At 70.2% G+C, this 17222-nt stretch carries 12 protein-coding genes; 4 read left to right on the top strand and 8 right to left on the bottom strand.

The window, feature by feature from the left end; all coding sequences use genetic code 11:
* Positions 1-9: 9 nt before the first annotated feature.
* From ACZ5SK_RS09330 to ACZ5SK_RS09320, 3 genes are all read right to left on the bottom strand, one after another.
* Positions 10-885 (bottom strand): hypothetical protein, encoded by an 876-nt coding sequence (locus tag ACZ5SK_RS09330; RefSeq protein WP_334578645.1) that lies wholly within the window; start codon positions 883-885, stop codon positions 10-12.
* Between the two features lie 192 nt (positions 886-1077).
* Positions 1078-2163, bottom strand: coding sequence for a metallophosphoesterase (locus ACZ5SK_RS09325; RefSeq protein WP_334578644.1), 1086 nt, complete (start codon positions 2161-2163; stop codon positions 1078-1080).
* A gap of 917 nt (positions 2164-3080) precedes the next feature.
* Entirely contained in the window at positions 3081-4193 is a 1113-nt protein-coding gene (locus tag ACZ5SK_RS09320; protein ID WP_334578643.1) for a LacI family DNA-binding transcriptional regulator, read from the bottom strand.
* Positions 4194-4607: 414 nt separating this feature from the next.
* Here ACZ5SK_RS09320 and hisC point away from each other — a divergent pair, with 414 nt between their 5' ends.
* From hisC to cydD, 4 genes are all read left to right on the top strand, one after another.
* Complete coding sequence (hisC, locus tag ACZ5SK_RS09315) at positions 4608-5687, top strand: histidinol-phosphate transaminase (protein ID WP_334578642.1); 1080 nt, start codon at positions 4608-4610, stop codon at positions 5685-5687.
* Between the two features lie 216 nt (positions 5688-5903).
* Positions 5904-7412 (top strand): cytochrome ubiquinol oxidase subunit I, encoded by a 1509-nt coding sequence (locus ACZ5SK_RS09310; protein ID WP_361710311.1) that lies wholly within the window; start codon positions 5904-5906, stop codon positions 7410-7412.
* A 20-nt stretch (positions 7413-7432) separates the two neighbouring features.
* Positions 7433-8437, top strand: coding sequence for a cytochrome d ubiquinol oxidase subunit II (gene cydB, locus ACZ5SK_RS09305; RefSeq protein WP_334578640.1), 1005 nt, complete (start codon positions 7433-7435; stop codon positions 8435-8437).
* 57 nt (positions 8438-8494) lie between these two features.
* Positions 8495-11983 carry a thiol reductant ABC exporter subunit CydD gene (gene cydD, locus ACZ5SK_RS09300; RefSeq protein ID WP_334578639.1) on the top strand — a complete coding sequence of 1163 codons (3489 nt, stop codon included), beginning with the start codon at positions 8495-8497 and terminating at the stop codon, positions 11981-11983.
* Positions 11984-12044: 61 nt separating this feature from the next.
* On the opposite strand, the gene ACZ5SK_RS09295 is transcribed toward cydD, so the two are convergent.
* The 5 genes from ACZ5SK_RS09295 to ACZ5SK_RS09275 form a co-directional block, all read right to left on the bottom strand.
* On the bottom strand, positions 12045-12914 hold the full coding sequence (locus tag ACZ5SK_RS09295) for a Cof-type HAD-IIB family hydrolase (protein WP_334578638.1): 870 nt from the start codon (positions 12912-12914) through the stop codon (positions 12045-12047).
* A gap of 89 nt (positions 12915-13003) precedes the next feature.
* Positions 13004-13906 (bottom strand): LLM class flavin-dependent oxidoreductase, encoded by a 903-nt coding sequence (locus tag ACZ5SK_RS09290; protein ID WP_334578637.1) that lies wholly within the window; start codon positions 13904-13906, stop codon positions 13004-13006.
* Positions 13907-13948: 42 nt separating this feature from the next.
* Entirely contained in the window at positions 13949-14392 is a 444-nt protein-coding gene (locus tag ACZ5SK_RS09285; protein WP_334578636.1) for a hypothetical protein, read from the bottom strand.
* A gap of 18 nt (positions 14393-14410) precedes the next feature.
* On the bottom strand, positions 14411-14974 hold the full coding sequence (locus ACZ5SK_RS09280; protein WP_334578635.1) for an RNA 2'-phosphotransferase: 564 nt from the start codon (positions 14972-14974) through the stop codon (positions 14411-14413).
* 212 nt (positions 14975-15186) lie between these two features.
* Positions 15187-16995 (bottom strand): SDR family oxidoreductase, encoded by a 1809-nt coding sequence (locus ACZ5SK_RS09275; protein ID WP_334578634.1) that lies wholly within the window; start codon positions 16993-16995, stop codon positions 15187-15189.
* Between the last annotated feature and the right edge of the window lie 227 nt (positions 16996-17222).

Here is a 17222-nt window from a genome sequence, read left to right as displayed (position 1 = left end):
GCCGAGTGCCTATTCCGGCCGGTTCTCCGGGCCGCCGAAGTCCGGGCTCGTGTAGTCCGGGCTGCTGAAGCTCGGGCGTGGGCCCGTCGAACGGCCGTCGTCCGGGCTGGTGAAGCCCGGCCGGTCGTAGCCGATCTTCGGAAGGCGGCCTGTGACCGTGGGCGGGACCGGGTCGGTGTGCAGGGCGGTTGCCGCACCGGGGGCGGCGAGTGCCTCCCGGAGGAACGGCAGGATGCCGCGTTCCAGCAGGGCCTCCCGCCAGGCCTCCCTGGCCGCGGCGACCTCCTCGCTCAGCTCGCCATACGGTTCGGCCTCCAGGGAGGGCCGGTTGCGCAGGGCGGCGAGCAGCAGCGCGACGGTGGCGACGAGGATCGCGGCCACGGCCACGGCCCCGAACGCCCACCCGGCGGTGAGCATGGTCCGGGCGAACGCCTGGTCGGGGTCCAGTGCCCTGAGGAGGTAGCCCACGAGCAGGAAGATCACCGCGGCGGTCCCGGCGAGAACGGGGGTGAGGACGGCGGCGACGGCGCCCGCCCCGGCGGCCTCGGCGGCCTGGGCCGCCTCCCCCATGGTGGTGGCGAGCCCCATCGCGGTCGCGCCCGGCTCGGCGGGGCCGGTCTCGGACGTGGACGACGGGGTGGACGGCGCGGGGTGGCGCAGTTCCTCGCGGACCTTTATGTAGTGCTGGTACTCGGACGCCGCGGCCACCGTGATGAGCGCGGAGGCGTTGAGCGCCATGGTGCGCAGCTGTTCGGGGTTGAGCCGCTGTCCCACAGCGGCCAGTTCCGGGTGGTGTGGTGCGGAGCGCAGCGCCTCGTCGAGGATCCGCTCGTACTCCTGGCGGTCCTCGCTGTGCAGGTGCTGCGGAACGCTGTTCATGTGCATCCCCCGATGCTCCGTAGGGCTTGGGGCTCGCATGCCAACGAGCCGTCGGGCAGAAACGGAGGGGAGCCTGCTACGGATAGACCGATGGTAGAGCGGCGACGGCATGAGGTGACAGGGGGTTTGCCGAAATTGGCCTCTGGCCAGCAGCGTCGCCGAGGTGTCCGAACGGGGCCCTGGCCGGCCCCGGATCGCTCAGATATTCAGGGGCAGTTGCTGGACCAGCAGTTTTCCGGCCATCGTCACGCCACCGTCCATCGCGATGGCCAGCCCGTCGGCGTAGAGGTGCGGTCCTTCGACGTGCGGACCGCCGTTGTCCTCGCCGTCCTCGGAGCCGACTTCGCCCAGCAGATAGGGAATTGGGCTGTGGCCGTGAACGATGCGGGTGCCGCCGTACGTATCGAGCAGGGAGCGGACGGCGTCCGCGCCGCCCTCGTCGCGGAAGGAGAAGCGCTTGGTGAACTTGCGGAACAGATCCCACACCTCGTCCGCGTCGTTGCGGGTGATCGTCTCGCGGACGGTGTCGTTGACCGCCTCGATCGAGTCCCCGTAGTCGAGGTAGGCGGTGGTGTCGGAGTGGACGAGCAGGTGGCCGTCGACCTCCTCGACGGCGTCGAGGCGGGCCATCCACTGCAGATGGTGGTCCTGGAGACGGTCCATGTCGTACTTCTGGCCGCCGTTGAGCAGCCAGGCCGCCTGGAAGGTGGCGGTGCCCGCGCCGGAGTTGACGGGGGTGTCGCCGAAGCGTTTGGCGCCGAGCAGCAGCAGCTCGTGGTTGCCCATCAGGGCCTTGCAGTATCCGCCGGCCGCGGCGGCCTCGGCGGACAGCCGCATGACGAGGTCGATGACGCCGATGCCGTCCGGGCCGCGGTCGGTGAAGTCACCGAGGAACCACAGCCGGGCGGTGCCCGCGCACCAGTTGCCTGCGGCGTCGATCAGGCCCTTCTCCTGCAGTGCGGCCACCAGTTCGTCGAGGTAGCCGTGCACGTCGCCGACGACGAACAGCGGGCCCGGCCCGGTCGCGGGCAGCGGAGCCTGGACGGCCGCCGGGTCCACGGCCACCTGAAGGGTGTCGCCGCGACGGTTGATGACGGGCAGATCGCGCTGGGTGGGCGTGTAGCCCTCCGGATGCTCCAGCGGCTCCTCGAGGGGCGGCGCGGCGTTGCCAGGGTGCGCGCCGTGGTCGTACGGACCGGTCTCGTGGACGTACGCGGGCACCCGGAAGTCACGCAACGTCGCCGTCCGCTCCGCCTCGGGTCCCTGACCGGCCCCCTGAGTCATCAGACCCCTCCACCATCGCGCCGCATCTGCACTCTTCGGGCTGCCTGGTCGCAGCGGCCCGCGGTGCCGTGCGCCCATCATAGGAATGCGGATCGTGCCGTGTGATGACCCAGGGGTGGTGAATCGGAGCAAGGGACCTGTTCATCGCGGCTTTCGCCCCGATTGGGCCGGGCTTCGGCAGCCCACACTCACCCGCCACTCACCGTGCCCACACCCGCACCCCACGCCTCAAGGGCGGCTCGGCCGCGTTGAGCGGTGGACTGTGTCGGCTGAGGAGAGTGAAATTCGAGCGGCTTCCGCGCCAGGCGATGCGGACAAGGCAGCGCGGCCCGAGGCGATACGGCCGAGGCGCGGGGCATTTCTTCGGATCCGTGACGTTATCGGCTGATATCGAAGCGCCTTCGAGGGCTCGGCAGGAAGGCGGTAGCCGCCTTTTCGCCGCCGCTTGAGGCGGGGGCGCCCTGCCCCCGCCCCCGCTGCGTGCTGACTCGAGCGCCTCGGAGATGGCGTCCCACCCTGCGTATAGCCGCGATCAAGCGCGACGTCGCAGGTGGCGGGAGACGGCCGACGCGGACGTCCCGGGCGACCGGGGGAGAGCCGGTCTACGGCGTTCCCTACGGCGGAGTCGAGTGGAAGGGGCGCGGCGTCCGCCGGGGGCGTGGGCACCCCGGACCTCTCGGAGAAGCGGCCAGACTCCGCCCGGAGCTCTCGGCTTCCGGGGAGAAGCCGGGGCCTCTCAGGCGCCCCGGAGGGCGTCGGCTTCCGCTAGGCGTCCGACGCCGTTGGAAACCGCCCGTTCGTGTCCTCTCGCCAACCTGTGTTGACGCGCACCAGGGGCCCCGGCCGCCCAGCTCAGAAACCGCCGCCCCCTCCCCACCCCACGTCGGTTCGTGGGCCAGGGAGGGGGCGCCGGTGGGTTACTTCTCTTCCGGTGCTCGGGGTGGGCTGACCGTTGTTCGTGGGGGGCGTCGCTGGGACGATGTCCGCACGATCAGTTCGGTCGGTATCACCTGCTCGACCGGTCGGTCCGACTCCACGCCCTCGATGGCGTCGATGAGGAGTTGGACGACCGCCGTGCCGATACGGCGCGGTTTCAGCGAGAGGGTGGTGACGGGCGGCTCGGTGTTGGCGTACACCGTGGACTCGCTGCAGCAGACGATCAGCAGGTCCTCCGGGACGCGCAGCCCGTAGCGGCGGGCGGCGGCGAGGAGGTCGGTGCCGTTGGGGTCGAACAGGCCGTAGACGGCGTCGGGGCGGTCGGGGCGGGCCAGCAGCCGGTCGGCGGCCACGGCGCCCGCGCACGGGTCGTGCGCGGGGTAGGCCTCGTAGACCGGGTCCTGGCCGACCCGCTCGCACCACTGCAGATACGCGCTGGTCGACAGGTGTGTGTACGTGTCCGTCGTGGTGCCGGTGAGGAGGCCGATGCGGCGGGCGCCGGCGTCGGCCAGGTGGTCGAGGATGTCGAGGACGGCGGCCTCGTGGTCGTTGTCCACCCAGGCGGTGACCGGGAGCGGGCCGGCCGGGCGGCCGTCGGAGACGACCGGTAAACCCTGCCGGACCAGCTCGCTGACCACCGGATCCTGGTCGGAGGGGTCGATGACGACCGTGCCGTCCAGGGCGACGTTCGACCACACGTCGTGGCGCGAGGTCGCGGGGAGGATGACGAGGGCGTAGCCGCGGGCGAGCGCGGCCGAGGTCGCGGCGCGCGCCATCTCCGCGAAGTACGCGAACTCGGTGAAGGTGAAAGGTTCATCCCCGTACGTGGTGACGGTCAGGCCGATGAGTCCTGACTTGCCGGTACGAAGGGTTCGGGCCGCCGCGGAGGGGCGGTAGCCCAGTCGGTCGGCGACCTCGCGGACATGGCGTCGGGTGGCGTCGGGGAGCCTGCCCTTGCCGTTGAGGGCGTCGGAGACGGTCGTGATGGAGACTCCGGCGGCGGCGGCCACGTCCCTGATGCCCGCCCGGCCCGGCCGGCTGCCTCGGCGTGAGGTTTCCGCGCGGCTCACCTGGTGCTTCCCTGCTGCTGTCATGGCGAGCCGATAGTAGGGCTCATTCGGTGGGGTAGGGCGGACGCATATGCACGCGTTGACAGGCACGTTTCTGCAAGGTCATAACGGGTCAAGTGCTTTAGAAATAAAGGTAGTTGATGGTCCAAATGCCAGGACGTGACGTGTCGGCACGGATGAGCCTGCCAAGGCATCGATGTTTCGAAGAGGTCTCAACTCACCTGCACGAGGGATGCGCGCTACGGCGTGAGCCACCGGCGCATAGATATATGTACAGCGCGCCCCCTGGCGGGTACGCCTTCGTATGCCTTCGTCCCCAGAAGTCACGCTCCTGCGTTTCGGACCGAGGCTCCTGGTCGCCTACGCACTTCGCACCCGCGGCGAATCCTCATAAGGTGAGCAGTATTGAAGCCGGTGGTGGTCAAGAGGAGGACTGCGGTGAGCGAGACGAGCCCCAAGCTGCGCGCCGAGCTGGAGGGGATCCCCACCTACAAGCCGGGCAAGCCGGCCGCGGCCGGTGGTCCCGTTGCCTACAAGCTGTCCTCCAACGAGAACCCCTATCCGCCGCTGCCGGGCGTGATGGAGACCTTGACGGCCGCTGCCGCGTCCTTCAACCGCTACCCGGACATGGCCTGCACGGCGCTGGTGAACGAGCTCGCCGAGCGCTTCGGGGTCCCCGCCTCTCACCTGGCCACGGGCACCGGTTCGGTCGGCGTCGCCCAGCAGCTCGTCCAGGCGACCTCGGGGCCGGGTGACGAGGTGATCTACGCCTGGCGGTCCTTCGAGGCGTACCCGATCATCACGCGGATCAGCGGCGCGACTCCCGTGCAGGTGCCGCTGACGGCGGGGGACGTGCACGACCTGGACGCGATGGCCGCCGCGATCACCGACCGGACCCGGCTGATCTTCGTCTGCAACCCCAACAACCCCACGGGCACCGTCGTGAAGCGGGCCGAGCTGGAACGATTCCTCGACCGGGTGCCGCGTGATGTGCTGGTCGTGCTCGACGAGGCCTACCGGGAGTTCATCCGCGATCCCGAGGTGCCGGACGGCGTGGAGCTGTACCGGAACCGGCCCAACGTCTGTGTGCTGCGGACCTTCTCCAAGGCGTACGGCCTCGCGGGTCTGCGCGTCGGTTTCGCCATCGCCCACGAGCCGGTGGCGGAGGCGCTGCGCAAGACGGCGGTGCCGTTCGGCGTGAGTCAGCTGGCGCAGGAGGCCGCGATCGCCTCGCTGCGTGCCGAGGATGCGCTGCTCGGCCGGGTCGGGTCCCTGGTGTGCGAGCGCCTGCGCGTGGTCGAGGGGCTGCGCGGGCAGGGCTGGACGGTGCCCGAGACGCAGGCCAACTTCGTCTGGCTGCGGCTGGGCGAGCACACGGTGGCCTTCGCGGCGGCGTGCGAGCAGGCCGGCGTCGTGGTGCGGCCGTTCCCGGGCGAGGGCGTGCGGGTGACGATCGGCGAGAACGAGGCGAACGACATCTTCCTGAAGGTGGCGGAGGGGTTCCGCAAGGAGCTGTAAACGACGCCCACGAGCTGCGGGGCGCCTTGGTTTCACGTGGAACCGAGGCGCCTTTCGTTTGCCAGGGGCCGAGCGGTCCAACCCTGCTGGGCCTGCCGGTCCGAGCTGGGGACCCCCCGCCTATTTGGTGTCGAACGGCCATGCGTCATACTGGCTTGTGAATGTGAACGCTTTCACAAGCGTGATCCGCAAGTCTGTGAGCAGAGGAGTGAGGACGTGGACCTGGCTTTGGCGCCGGAGACACTGGCGCGCTGGCAGTTCGGCATCACCACCGTCTACCACTTCCTCTTCGTCCCCCTGACGATCTCCCTCGCGGCCCTCACCGCCGGGCTGCAGACCGCCTGGGTGCGCACGGAGAACGAGAAGTACCTCAGGGCGACGAAGTTCTGGGGCAAGCTCTTCCTGATCAACATCGCGATGGGGGTCGTCACCGGCATCGTGCAGGAGTTCCAGTTCGGCATGAACTGGTCCGACTACTCGCGCTTCGTCGGTGACGTCTTCGGCGCTCCGCTCGCCTTCGAGGCCCTGATCGCGTTCTTCTTCGAGTCAACCTTCATCGGTCTGTGGATCTTCGGCTGGGACAAGCTGCCGAAGAAGATCCACCTGGCCTGCATCTGGATGGTCTCGATCGGGACGATCCTGTCGGCGTACTTCATCCTCGCGGCCAACTCGTGGATGCAGCACCCGGTCGGCTACCGGATCAACAAGGAGAAGGGGCGGGCCGAGCTCACCGACATCTGGGCCGTGCTGACCCAGAACACCACGCTCGCCCAGGTCTTCCACACCATGTCCGCGGCCTTCCTCACCGGCGGCGCCTTCATGGTCGGCATCGCCGCCTTCCACCTGTACCGCAAGAAGCACATCCCGGTGATGAAGACCTCGCTGCGGCTCGGCCTGGTCACCGTGGTCATCGCCGGCCTGCTCACCGCCATCAGCGGCGACACCCTCGGCAAGGTCATGTTCAAGCAGCAGCCGATGAAGATGGCCGCCGCCGAGGCGCTGTGGGACGGCGAGGCACCCGCGCCCTTCTCGGTCTTCGCCTACGGCGACGTCGAGAAGGGGCACAACAAGGTCGCCATAGAGATCCCCGGCCTGCTGTCCTTCCTCGCGAACGACGACTTCACCTCGCACGTTCCCGGCATCAACGACGTCAACAAGGCCGAACAGGAGAGGTTCGGGCCCGGTGACTACCGGCCCAACATCCCCGTCGCCTACTGGGGCTTCCGTTGGATGATCGGCTTCGGTATGTCGTCCTTCGCCATCGGCCTGGCCGGACTCTGGCTGACCCGCAAGAAGTTCCTGCTGCCCCAGCACTTGAGGGTCGGCGAGGACGAGGTGCCGCATGTGGTGCTCTTCAGGAACAAGGCGCTCAGCCCCAAGCTCACCAAGCTCTACTGGCTGGCGGCGATCTGGACCCTGGGCTTCCCGCTGATCGCCAACTCCTGGGGCTGGATCTTCACGGAGATGGGCCGCCAGCCCTGGGTCGTCTACGGCGTCCTGCAGACCCGCGACGCGGTCTCCCCCGGGGTCTCCCAGGGCGAGGTCCTCACCTCGATGATCGTCTTCACCACGCTGTACGCGATGCTCGCCGTCGTCGAGGTCAAGCTGCTGGCGAAGTACGTGAAGGCCGGCCCGCCCGAGCTCACCGAGGCCGACCTCAACCCGCCCACGAAGATCGGCGGCGACTCCCGTGACGCCGACAAGCCGATGGCCTTCTCCTACTAGGCCGAGGGAGCTGCACAGTCATGGAACTGCACGACGTCTGGTTCGTCCTGATCGCCGTCCTGTGGACCGGCTACTTCTTCCTGGAGGGCTTCGACTTCGGGGTCGGGATCCTCACCAAGCTGCTCGCCCGCAACCGGGTCGAGAAGCGGGTGCTGATCAACACCATCGGACCTGTCTGGGACGGCAACGAGGTGTGGCTGCTCACCGCGGGCGGCGCGACCTTCGCCGCCTTCCCTGAGTGGTACGCCACGCTCTTCTCCGGCTTCTACCTGCCCCTGCTGCTGATCCTGGTCTGTCTGATCGTGCGGGGCGTCGCCTTCGAGTACCGGGCGAAGCGGCCCGAGGAGAACTGGCAGCGCAACTGGGAGACCGCGATCTTCTGGACCTCGCTGCTGCCCGCGTTCATGTGGGGCGTCGCCTTCGGCAACATCGTGGGAGGCGTCAAGCTCGACCAGAACTTCGAGTACGTGGGCGACGTCTGGGACCTGCTCAACCCGTACGCGCTGCTCGGCGGTCTGGTGACACTGACGCTGTTCACCTTCCACGGTGCGGTCTTCACGGCGCTCAAGACCGTCGGGGAGATCCGTGAACGGGCGCGGCAGCTGGCGCTGAAGGTGGGACTTGTGACCGCCGTGTTCGCGTTGGTCTTCCTGCTGTGGACGCAGATCGACAGCGGTGACGCCAAGAGCCTGGTCGCGCTGGTCGTGGCGGTCGGCGCCCTGGTCGCGGCGCTCGTGGCGAACCAGGCGGGACGTGAGGGCTGGTCGTTCGCCCTCTCCGGCGTCACCATTGTGGCCGCCGTGGCGATGCTCTTCCTGACGCTCTTTCCGAACGTCATGCCGTCCACGCTCAACTCGGACTGGAGCCTGACGGTGACCAACGCCTCGTCCAGCCCGTACACCCTGAAGATCATGACCTGGTGCGCGGGGATCGCCACGCCGATCGTGCTGCTGTACCAGAGCTGGACGTACTGGGTGTTCCGCAAGCGCATCGGCACGCAGCACATCGCCGACGCCGCGCACTGAGTCCGATTTAGGGCATGTTTCACGTGAAACATGCTCTTTGAGGAGAGGGTGTTTCACGTGAAACCGATCGACCCGCGCCTGCTCCGGTACGCCCGAGCCACTCGCCTCTTCCTGGTGGCGGTCGTCGGTCTGGGCGCCGTCGGAGCAGCGCTGGTCATCGCTCAGGCGATGCTCATCGCCGAGGTGGTCGTCGGTGCCTTCCAACATGGCATGGCGGTTGCCGAGCTGCGCACTCCCCTGCTGTTGTTGGTGGCCGTCGCGGTCGGCCGTGGCCTGGTCTCCTGGCTCACCGAGCTCGCCGCGCACCGTGCGAGCGCCGCTGTGAAGTCGGAGCTGCGTGGACGGTTGCTGGAGCGGGCCACCGTGCTGGGGCCCGGCTGGCTCAGCGGGCAGCGCACCGGTTCGCTGGTCGCCCTCGCCACGCGGGGTGTGGACGCGCTCGACGACTACTTCTCGCGCTACCTGCCGCAATTGGGGCTGGCGGTGGTCGTGCCGGTCGCGGTGCTCGCGCGGATCGTGACCGAGGACTGGGTGTCCGCCGCGATCATCATCGGCACCCTGCCGCTGATCCCGGTCTTCATGGTGCTGATCGGCTGGGCCACGCAGTCGCGGATGGACCGTCAGTGGCGGCTGCTGTCCCGGCTCTCCGGACACTTCCTGGACGTTGTCGCGGGGCTGCCCACGCTGAAGGTGTTCGGGCGGGCCAAGGCGCAGGCCGAGTCGATCCGGCGCATCACCGGCGAGTACCGGCAGGCGACCATGCGGACGCTGCGGATCGCGTTCATCTCGTCGTTCGCGCTGGAGTTGCTGTCGACGCTCTCGGTGGCCCTGGTCGCCGTGACGATCGGCATGCGGCTCGTGCACGGCGAGATGGACCTGTACATCGGCCTGGTGATCCTCGTGCTCGCCCCCGAGGCGTATCTCCCGTTGCGGCAGGTGGGGGCGCAGTACCACGCGGCTGCGGAGGGGCTGGCGGCCGCCGAGGAGATCTTCGAGGTGCTGGAGACGCCGGTGCCGGAGTCCGGCGCGGTCGCGGTGGCCGAGGGCGGGGTGACTTTCGAGGGCGTGACCGTCCGCTACCCAGGCCGTTCCGGCGAAGCCGTCTCGGACGTGTCCTTCACCGTCGAACGCGGTGAGACGGTCGCGCTCGTCGGTCCGAGCGGTGCGGGCAAGTCGACGTTGTTGAACGTGCTGCTGGGGTTCGTGCGACCGGGCGAGGGCCGGGTGCTGGCCGGGGGAGTCGACCTCGCGGACGCCGACCTGGAACAGTGGCGGTCGCGGATCGCGTGGGTGCCGCAGCGACCGCACCTCTACGCCGGGACGATCGCCGAGAACGTACGGCTGGCGCGTCCCGACGCCGACGACGCGGCCGTGCGCAGGGCGCTGGCGGATGCCGGGGCGCTGGAATTCGTCGACGCCTTGCCCGCCGGGGTCGGCACCGTGCTCGGCGAGGACGGGACCGGTCTGTCGGCCGGGCAGCGTCAGCGGCTCGCGCTGGCCCGGGCGTTCCTCGCGGACCGGCCCGTGCTGCTGCTGGACGAGCCGACGGCCGCGCTCGACGGGGAGACCGAGGCGGAGGTAGTGGCGGCCGTGCGGCGGCTGGCGGCCGGGCGGACGGTCCTGCTGGTCGTGCACCGGCCGGCGCTGCTGGCGGTGGCGGACCGCGTGGTGCGCCTGGCCGAGACCGAGACGCACAGGCCTGCGGAGGCCGCGGTCGGCGATGCTCCCGCCCCGCTGGAAGAGGCGGCGGCCGTGTCCGTCGCGGGGGAGCCGGCGACGGGGATCGCCACGAGCGGTGCCGGTGCCCTCGCGCGCGTTCGGGCGACGGCCGGTGCCCGGCGTGGCCGGCTCGCGCTCGCGCTGCTGCTGGGCAGCCTCGCCCTCGGCAGTGCCGTGGGGCTCATGGCCACCTCGGGCTGGCTCATCTCGCGGGCCTCGCAACAGCCGCCGGTGCTCTACCTGATGGTGGCCGTGACGGCGACTCGCGCGTTCGGTATCGGGCGGGCGGTGTTCCGGTACGCGGAGCGGCTCGTGTCGCACGACGCCGTGCTGCGGATGCTGGCCGACACCCGGGTCGCCGTCTACCGGCGACTGGAGCGGCTGGCGCCCGCCGGCCTGCGGACGACCCGGCGGGGCGATCTGCTGACGCGGCTGGTCGCCGATGTGGACGCGCTGCAGGACTACTGGCTTCGCTGGCTGCTGCCGGCCGGTGCCGCCGTTGCCGTCTCGGCCGGGTCCGTGGCCTTCACGGCGTGGCTGCTGCCCGAGGCCGGGGCCGTGCTCGCCGCGGGGCTGCTGACCGCCGGGGTGGGGGTGCCGCTGATCACCGGAGCCGTGGCGCGCCGCGCCGAGCGGCGGCTCGCCCCGGCCCGAGGAGCGCTGGCCACCCGCACGGCCGATCTGCTCACCGGCACCGCCGAACTGACCGTCGCGGGCGCGCTGCCCACCCGTACCGCGGAGGTGCGTGCCGCCGACTCCGTGCTCACCCGGATCGCCTCGCGCGCGGCGACCGCCACCGCGTTGGGCGATGGACTGACCGCGCTCGTCTCCGGGCTGACCGTCGTGGCCGCCGCGCTCGTGGGCGCTTCTGCGGTCGCCGACGGGCGGCTGGCCGGTGTGACCATGGCGGTGGTCGTCCTGACCCCCCTGGCCGCCTTCGAGGCCGTCCTGGGGCTGCCGCTGGCCGCGCAGTACCGCCAGCGGGTGCGCAGGAGCGCGGAGCGGGTGTACGAGGTGCTGGACTCCCCCGAGCCGGTGCGCGAGCCGCAGCGGCCCCGCCAGGCGCCCGCGTCGCCGTTCCCGCTCGTCGTCAAGGGGCTGGCCGCCCGGCACGCCGGACAGGGCCGGGACGCGCTCGCGGGAGTAGACCTCACCCTGACGCGGGGACGCCGGATCGCCGTAGTGGGACCCTCCGGGTCAGGCAAGACCACGCTCGCGCAGGTGCTGCTGCGGTTCCTGGACGCCGACGCGGGCTCGTACACGCTCGCCGGCGTGGACGCCCACGCCCTGGACGGTGACGACGTACGGCGGCTCGTGGGGCTGTGCGCGCAGGACGCGCACCTTTTCGACAGCTCGGTTCGGGAGAACCTGCTGCTCGCCAAGAAGGGGGCGAGCGAGGAGGAGTTGCGGGACGCGCTGGCCCGAGCACGGCTGTTGGAGTGGGTCGACGGACTGCCCGACGGACTCGACACGCTCGTCGGCGAGCACGGGGCCCGTCTCTCCGGCGGGCAGCGGCAGCGACTCGCGCTGGCGCGGGCGCTGCTGGCCGACTTCCCGGTACTGGTGCTCGACGAGCCCGCCGAGCATCTGGACCTGCCGACCGCCGACGCGCTCACCGAGGACCTGCTGGCCGCCACCGAGGGCCGTACGACCCTGCTCATCACTCACCGGCTGGCCGGTCTCGACGCGGTCGACGAGGTGGTCGTGCTGGACGAGGGCCGGGTGGTGCAGCGCGGCGCGTACGCGGAACTGACCGCCGTTGAGGGGCCGATGCGGAGGATGGCCGAGCGGGAGGAGGCCGCGGAGCTGCTGGCGGCGGCGCGGTGACCGTCGAGCCCACTGGTACAGGACCGGCGGCCGGGGGAACTTCTCGGCGAACGCCCCGGGGTCACACCCGCTCGGAGAGCAGTTGTTCGATGATGACGGCGACGCCGTCCTCGTTGTTGGCGACGGTCTGTCCGGAGGCCGCCTTGAGCACGTCCGGGTGGGCGTTGCCCATCGCGTAGGACCGGCCGGCCCAGGTGAGCATCTCGACGTCGTTCGGCATGTCCCCGAACGCGACGACCTCCTCGTGGGAGATGCCGCGTTCCGCGCAGCACAGGGCGAGTGTGCTGGCCTTGGAGACGCCGGGGCCGCTGATCTCCAGCAGGGCGCTGGGGCTTGAGCGGGTGACGTCGGCGCGGTCGCCGATGGTCAGGCGGGCGAGGGTGAGGAAGGCGTCGGGGTCGATCGTGGGATGGAACGCGAGGATCTTCAGCACCGGCTCGTCGGCCCCCGGTGCGTCCGGCGCCAGCAGTTGCTCGGCCGGCGCGAGGGTGTCGGGGATCTCCATGTGCATCTTCGGATACTCCGGCTCCTGGTAGAAGCCGTACGTCTGCTCGATGGCGTACATGGTCCCGGGCGCCGCGTCGCGCAGCAGCCGTACGGCGTCCAGCGCGTTCTCCCGCGCCAGCTCGCGCACCTTCACGAACCGGTGGGCGCCGGGGCCGCCGTGCAGGTCGACCACGGCGGCGCCGTTGCCGCAGATCGCCAGGCCGTGCCCGTGGACGTGGTCGCTGACGACGTCCATCCAGCGGGCCGGCCGACCGGTGACGAAGAAGACCTCGATACCCGCCTCCTCGGCGGCGGCGAGGGCTGCGACCGTGCGCGGGGACACCGACTTGTCGTCGCGCAGCAGAGTGCCGTCGAGATCGGTGGCGATCAGCCGGGGCGGGAGGGCGGCGGCCGGGGTCTCGGGCTGTCGAGTCGCTGAGGTCACCGGGCCATTCTCGCGTATGCACCCGCACGACCGTGCGAGAGCCTGCACACATGAGGCACAGGCAGGGCACAGCTGACTTGATGCCGAGGTCAGCGCAGTTGCGCCGCCGCCCCCATGGCGATCTGCTCGAATACCTTCTCGTCCGCGGCGAAGTCGGAGTCCGGGATGGGCCAGTGGACCACGATCTCCGTGAAGCCGAGCTCCTGGTGCCGGCCCGCGAAATCGACGAAGGCGTCCAGGGACTCCAGGGGCCGGCCGCGGTCCGGGGTGAACCCGGTGAGCAGGATCTTGTCCAGCTCCTTCACGTCCCGTCCGCGCTCGGCACAGGCGTCGGCGAGCTTCTCGGCCTGCCCGCGAATGGCCTGAACCGACTGCTCGGGGGTGCCGCTCTCGTACAGCTTCGGGTCGCCCGTGGTCACCCACGCCTGCCCGTGCTGGGCGGCGAGCCGCAGCCCGCGCGGTCCGGTCGCGGCGATCGCGAACGGCAGCCGGGGACGCTGGACGCAGCCGGGGATGTTGCGCGCCTCGTGCGCCGAGTAGTGGTCGCCCTCGTAGGACACGGAGTCCTCGGTGAGCAGCCGGTCCAGCAGCGGTACGAACTCGCCGAGCCGGTCGGCGCGCTCGCGCGGCGTCCAGGGTTCCTGGCCGAGGGCGGTGGCGTCGAAGCCGGTGCCGCCCGCGCCGATCCCCAGGGTCACCCGGCCGCCGGAGATGTCGTCCAGGGAGATCAGTTCCTTGGCGAGGGTGACCGGGTGCCGGAAGTTCGGCGAGGTCACCAGCGTGCCCAGACGCAGGCGCTCGGTGGCGGCCGCGGCGGCGGTCAGCGTCGGGATCGCGCCGAACCACGGGCCGTCGCGGAAGCTGCGCCAGGACAGGTGGTCGTAGGTGTACGCCGTGTGGAAGCCGAGTTGCTCGGCCCGCGTCCAGGCGGAACGGCCGCCCTCGTTCCAGCGGAGGTACGGGAGGATCACGGTGCTCAGGCGCAGACTCATGTCATCGAGCGTATGCGGCCGACCGTGTTTCACGTGAAACAGTCACCGTACGCGGCCGGCCAGCCACGGACTGAGGCCGACCGGGATGAACTCCTTGTGCACCCGGTCACCCGGCAGCGGAACCATCAGGATGTGGCTCGGCGGGAATCGGCGCGCCTTGACCCAGGCGTGGCCCTCGTACAGGGAGCGGAGGAAGGCAGGCACGTCGTCGCGGTCCACGTCGGGGCACTCCACCCCGTCGACGGTGATCAGAGCGTCGTCGTCCGGGTACAGCCGCACGCTCACACTCGGCCGACCGCCGAGCTCGACATGGGCCTCGTGCGGCAGCGAGCCGTCGGGGTCGGTGGTGACGCCGACGCCCGCGGCGGTGCGCCGGGAGGTCTGATCGGCGCCGATGTCATGGGCAACCTCGATCTCGAGGGCGTAGGCGTCGGCGATGCCACGGAGGGCGGTGACGGCGGCCTCGGTGGTGGGAAGGTGCTCCATATCACTGATCATGCAGGGTCAGTGGGACTCGGGGAACCGCAGATACTGCGGCGGCACCGCCTTCGTCAGCCACACCCCGTTGGCGCTGATGTGGAAGACATGGCCGTCGCGATGCATGGCGCCGGCGTCCACGGAGAGGATCACGGGGCGGCCCCGGCGGGAGCCGACGCGCGTCGCGGTCTCGCGGTCGGCCGACAGATGCACGTCGTGCCGGTTCATGGGCCGTAGCCCCTCGGCCCGGATCGCGTCCAGAAAGCGGGCCACGGTCCCGTGGTAGAGGTATGCCGGCGGGGTGGCCGGGGGCAGCCCGAGGTCGACCTCGACGCTGTGGCCCTGGCTGGCGCGGATCCGGGTGCCTTCGATCGCGAAGCGCTTCTTGTCGTTGGCGGCGACGACATGGTCCAGTTCGTCCCGGGTGAAGCGGAAGCCGTGTGCGGCGCACGCGGCGATCAGCTCGTCGATCTCCACCCAGCCGGCCTCGTCGAGGGTGAGGCCGATGCGCTCGGGCTGGTGCCGCAGATGCTTCGAGAGGTACTTCGACACCTTCACGGTGCGTCTTTCGTCTCTGTCCTTTTCGTTCATCCGCTCAGCATGAAGGGAGAGACGTGGATCACGCATGCAATTTTGGGCCGGAGGTTTGATCCACAACCAACTGTAGTTATCCACAGGCTAATTGGCGATTCTGTGGACAACTGGCAGCCCGGTAAGGGGGGGTCGCCAAGTTCACCCGAAAGTCGGCGACTTGACGCGAAGCGGCCCAAGTCTCGGGCCCTCAACACCCGTTCGGCGGTGTCTCAGAGTGGCGGATTCACCCGCGCCAGCGCTCTCAACGCCCTGGGCATGAACCGTGACAGGGCATATGAGACCTTCGCCTCCGAAGTGACGGGAACGACCGCCTCGTTGCGTGCGACCGCCCGCAGGATCGCCTCAGCCACCTTCTCCGGCGGGTAGTTGCGCAACCCGTACGCGCGCGCGGCACGCTTCTGACGGCGCCGTTCCTCCGCCGCGTCCACTCCCACGAAGGTCGCCGTCGAGGTGATGCTGGTGTTCACCAGGCCTGGGCAGATCGCGGTAACTCCGATGTCCTGCCCGGCGAGTTCGGCACGCAGGCATTCACTCAGCATCAGGACCGCCGCCTTGGAGGTGCTGTACGCGGGCAACGCCTTGGAGGGCAGATAGGCGGCCGCCGAGGCGGTGTTGACGATGTGGCCGCCCTGTCCGCGCTCCGCCATCTGACGACCGAAGAGACGGCAACCGTGGATCACGCCCCACAGGTTGACGTCCAAGACCCTGCGCCAGTCCTCGGGCGTCGTGTCGAAGAAGGAGCCCGACAGACCGATGCCCGCGTTGTTCACCAGCACGTCCACCACCCCGTGGTCCGTGTGGACCTTCGCCGCGAGCTTCTCCATCGCCTGCTCGTCGGAGACGTCCACCGCCTCCGCCCAGGCCCCGGACGCGCCCTTGCGAAGGGACAGTTCGGCGGTGCGGGCCGCGCTCTCCGCATCCCGGTCGACGGCGATCAGGCGCGCGCCCGCCTCGGCGAACGCGAGCGCCGTGGCCCGCCCGATGCCACTGCCCGCCCCGGTGACCAGCACCAACTGCCCGCCGAAGCGCTCGGCGTACCGTCCGGTGGCGGTCTTGCGGACCGGCTCGCCGCCGTGTTCCAGGTCCTTTCCGGCTGCCGCGCCCTGCTGTTCGTGCTCCGACTCCACCGAGGTGACGAAGTCGACGATCCACGAGGTGACCTGGTCGGGACGGGTGCGCGGGATCCAGTGTCCGCCCGGCAGCCTGCGCCGGGTCAACCGCGGGGCCCACTGCTCCAGTTCGTCGTACAGCCGCTCCGACAGAAACCTGTCCCCCATGGGGGTGATGAGCTGCACGGGCGCGTGCGCGTGCGCGTCGGGACGCGGACTGCTCAGCCGGCTGCGGATGTTGTCCCGGTACAGCCACGCGCCGTGCGCCGCGTCCGAGGGCAGTGAAGCCGTCGGGTAGTCGCTGCCGGGCACCTTCTCGAGCCGCCGCATGATGCCCGGCCAGCGTTTGCCGAGCGGGCCGCGCCAGGCGAGTTCGGGCAGGGCGGGCGTGTGCAGCAGGTACACGTACCAGGATTTGGCTCCCTGGCCGAGGAGTTGGCCGACCCGGCGCGGAGTCGGCCTGGTCAGGCGCTTGTTGAGCCAGTGGCCGAAGTGGTCGAGGGACGGCCCGGACATCGACGTGAACGACGCGATCCTGCCCTGGGTGCGCGGCACGGTCACGAACTCCCAGGACTGCACCGAGCCCCAGTCGTGCCCCACCAGGTGCACCGGCCGGTCCGGGCTGACCGCGTCCACGACCGCCAGGAAGTCGTCCGTCAGCTTCTCCAGCGTGAACCCGCCCCGCAGCGGCCTCGGCGCGTCGGAACGGCCGTGACCCCGCACGTCGTACAGCACCACATGGAAGCGGCCCGCCAGCCGGGGCGCGACCTGCGACCACACCTCCTTGCTGTCCGGATAGCCGTGCACCAGGACGACCGTGGGCCGCCCGGGGTCACCCAGCTCAGCCACGCACAACTCGATCCCACCGGTCCGCACCCGGCGCTCCCGCGCACCCTCCAGCATCGTCACTTCCCCCTCGTCCCACCGGTTCGCGTCGACTGCGGTACGTGTCCGTAACGTGACCCCGCCCGAATCTGGCACTTGTTAGAGGAAGCGTCAATAGGGAGGGGCGCACGCCGGGGTGAAGCCCGGCCGTAACTCTCAGGCAGGGGATCCCCTACGGGCCCGTACATCTGAGGTCTGACGCGAAAACGGCTCTTGGGTCTGACGATTTCCGTGGCGTGCGTCACTAAATT

The organism is Streptomyces sp. NPDC031474, from assembly GCF_055581185.1.
The sequence above is the reverse complement of the archived record's forward strand: the minus strand, read 5'-3'. Positions and strand labels throughout refer to the sequence as shown.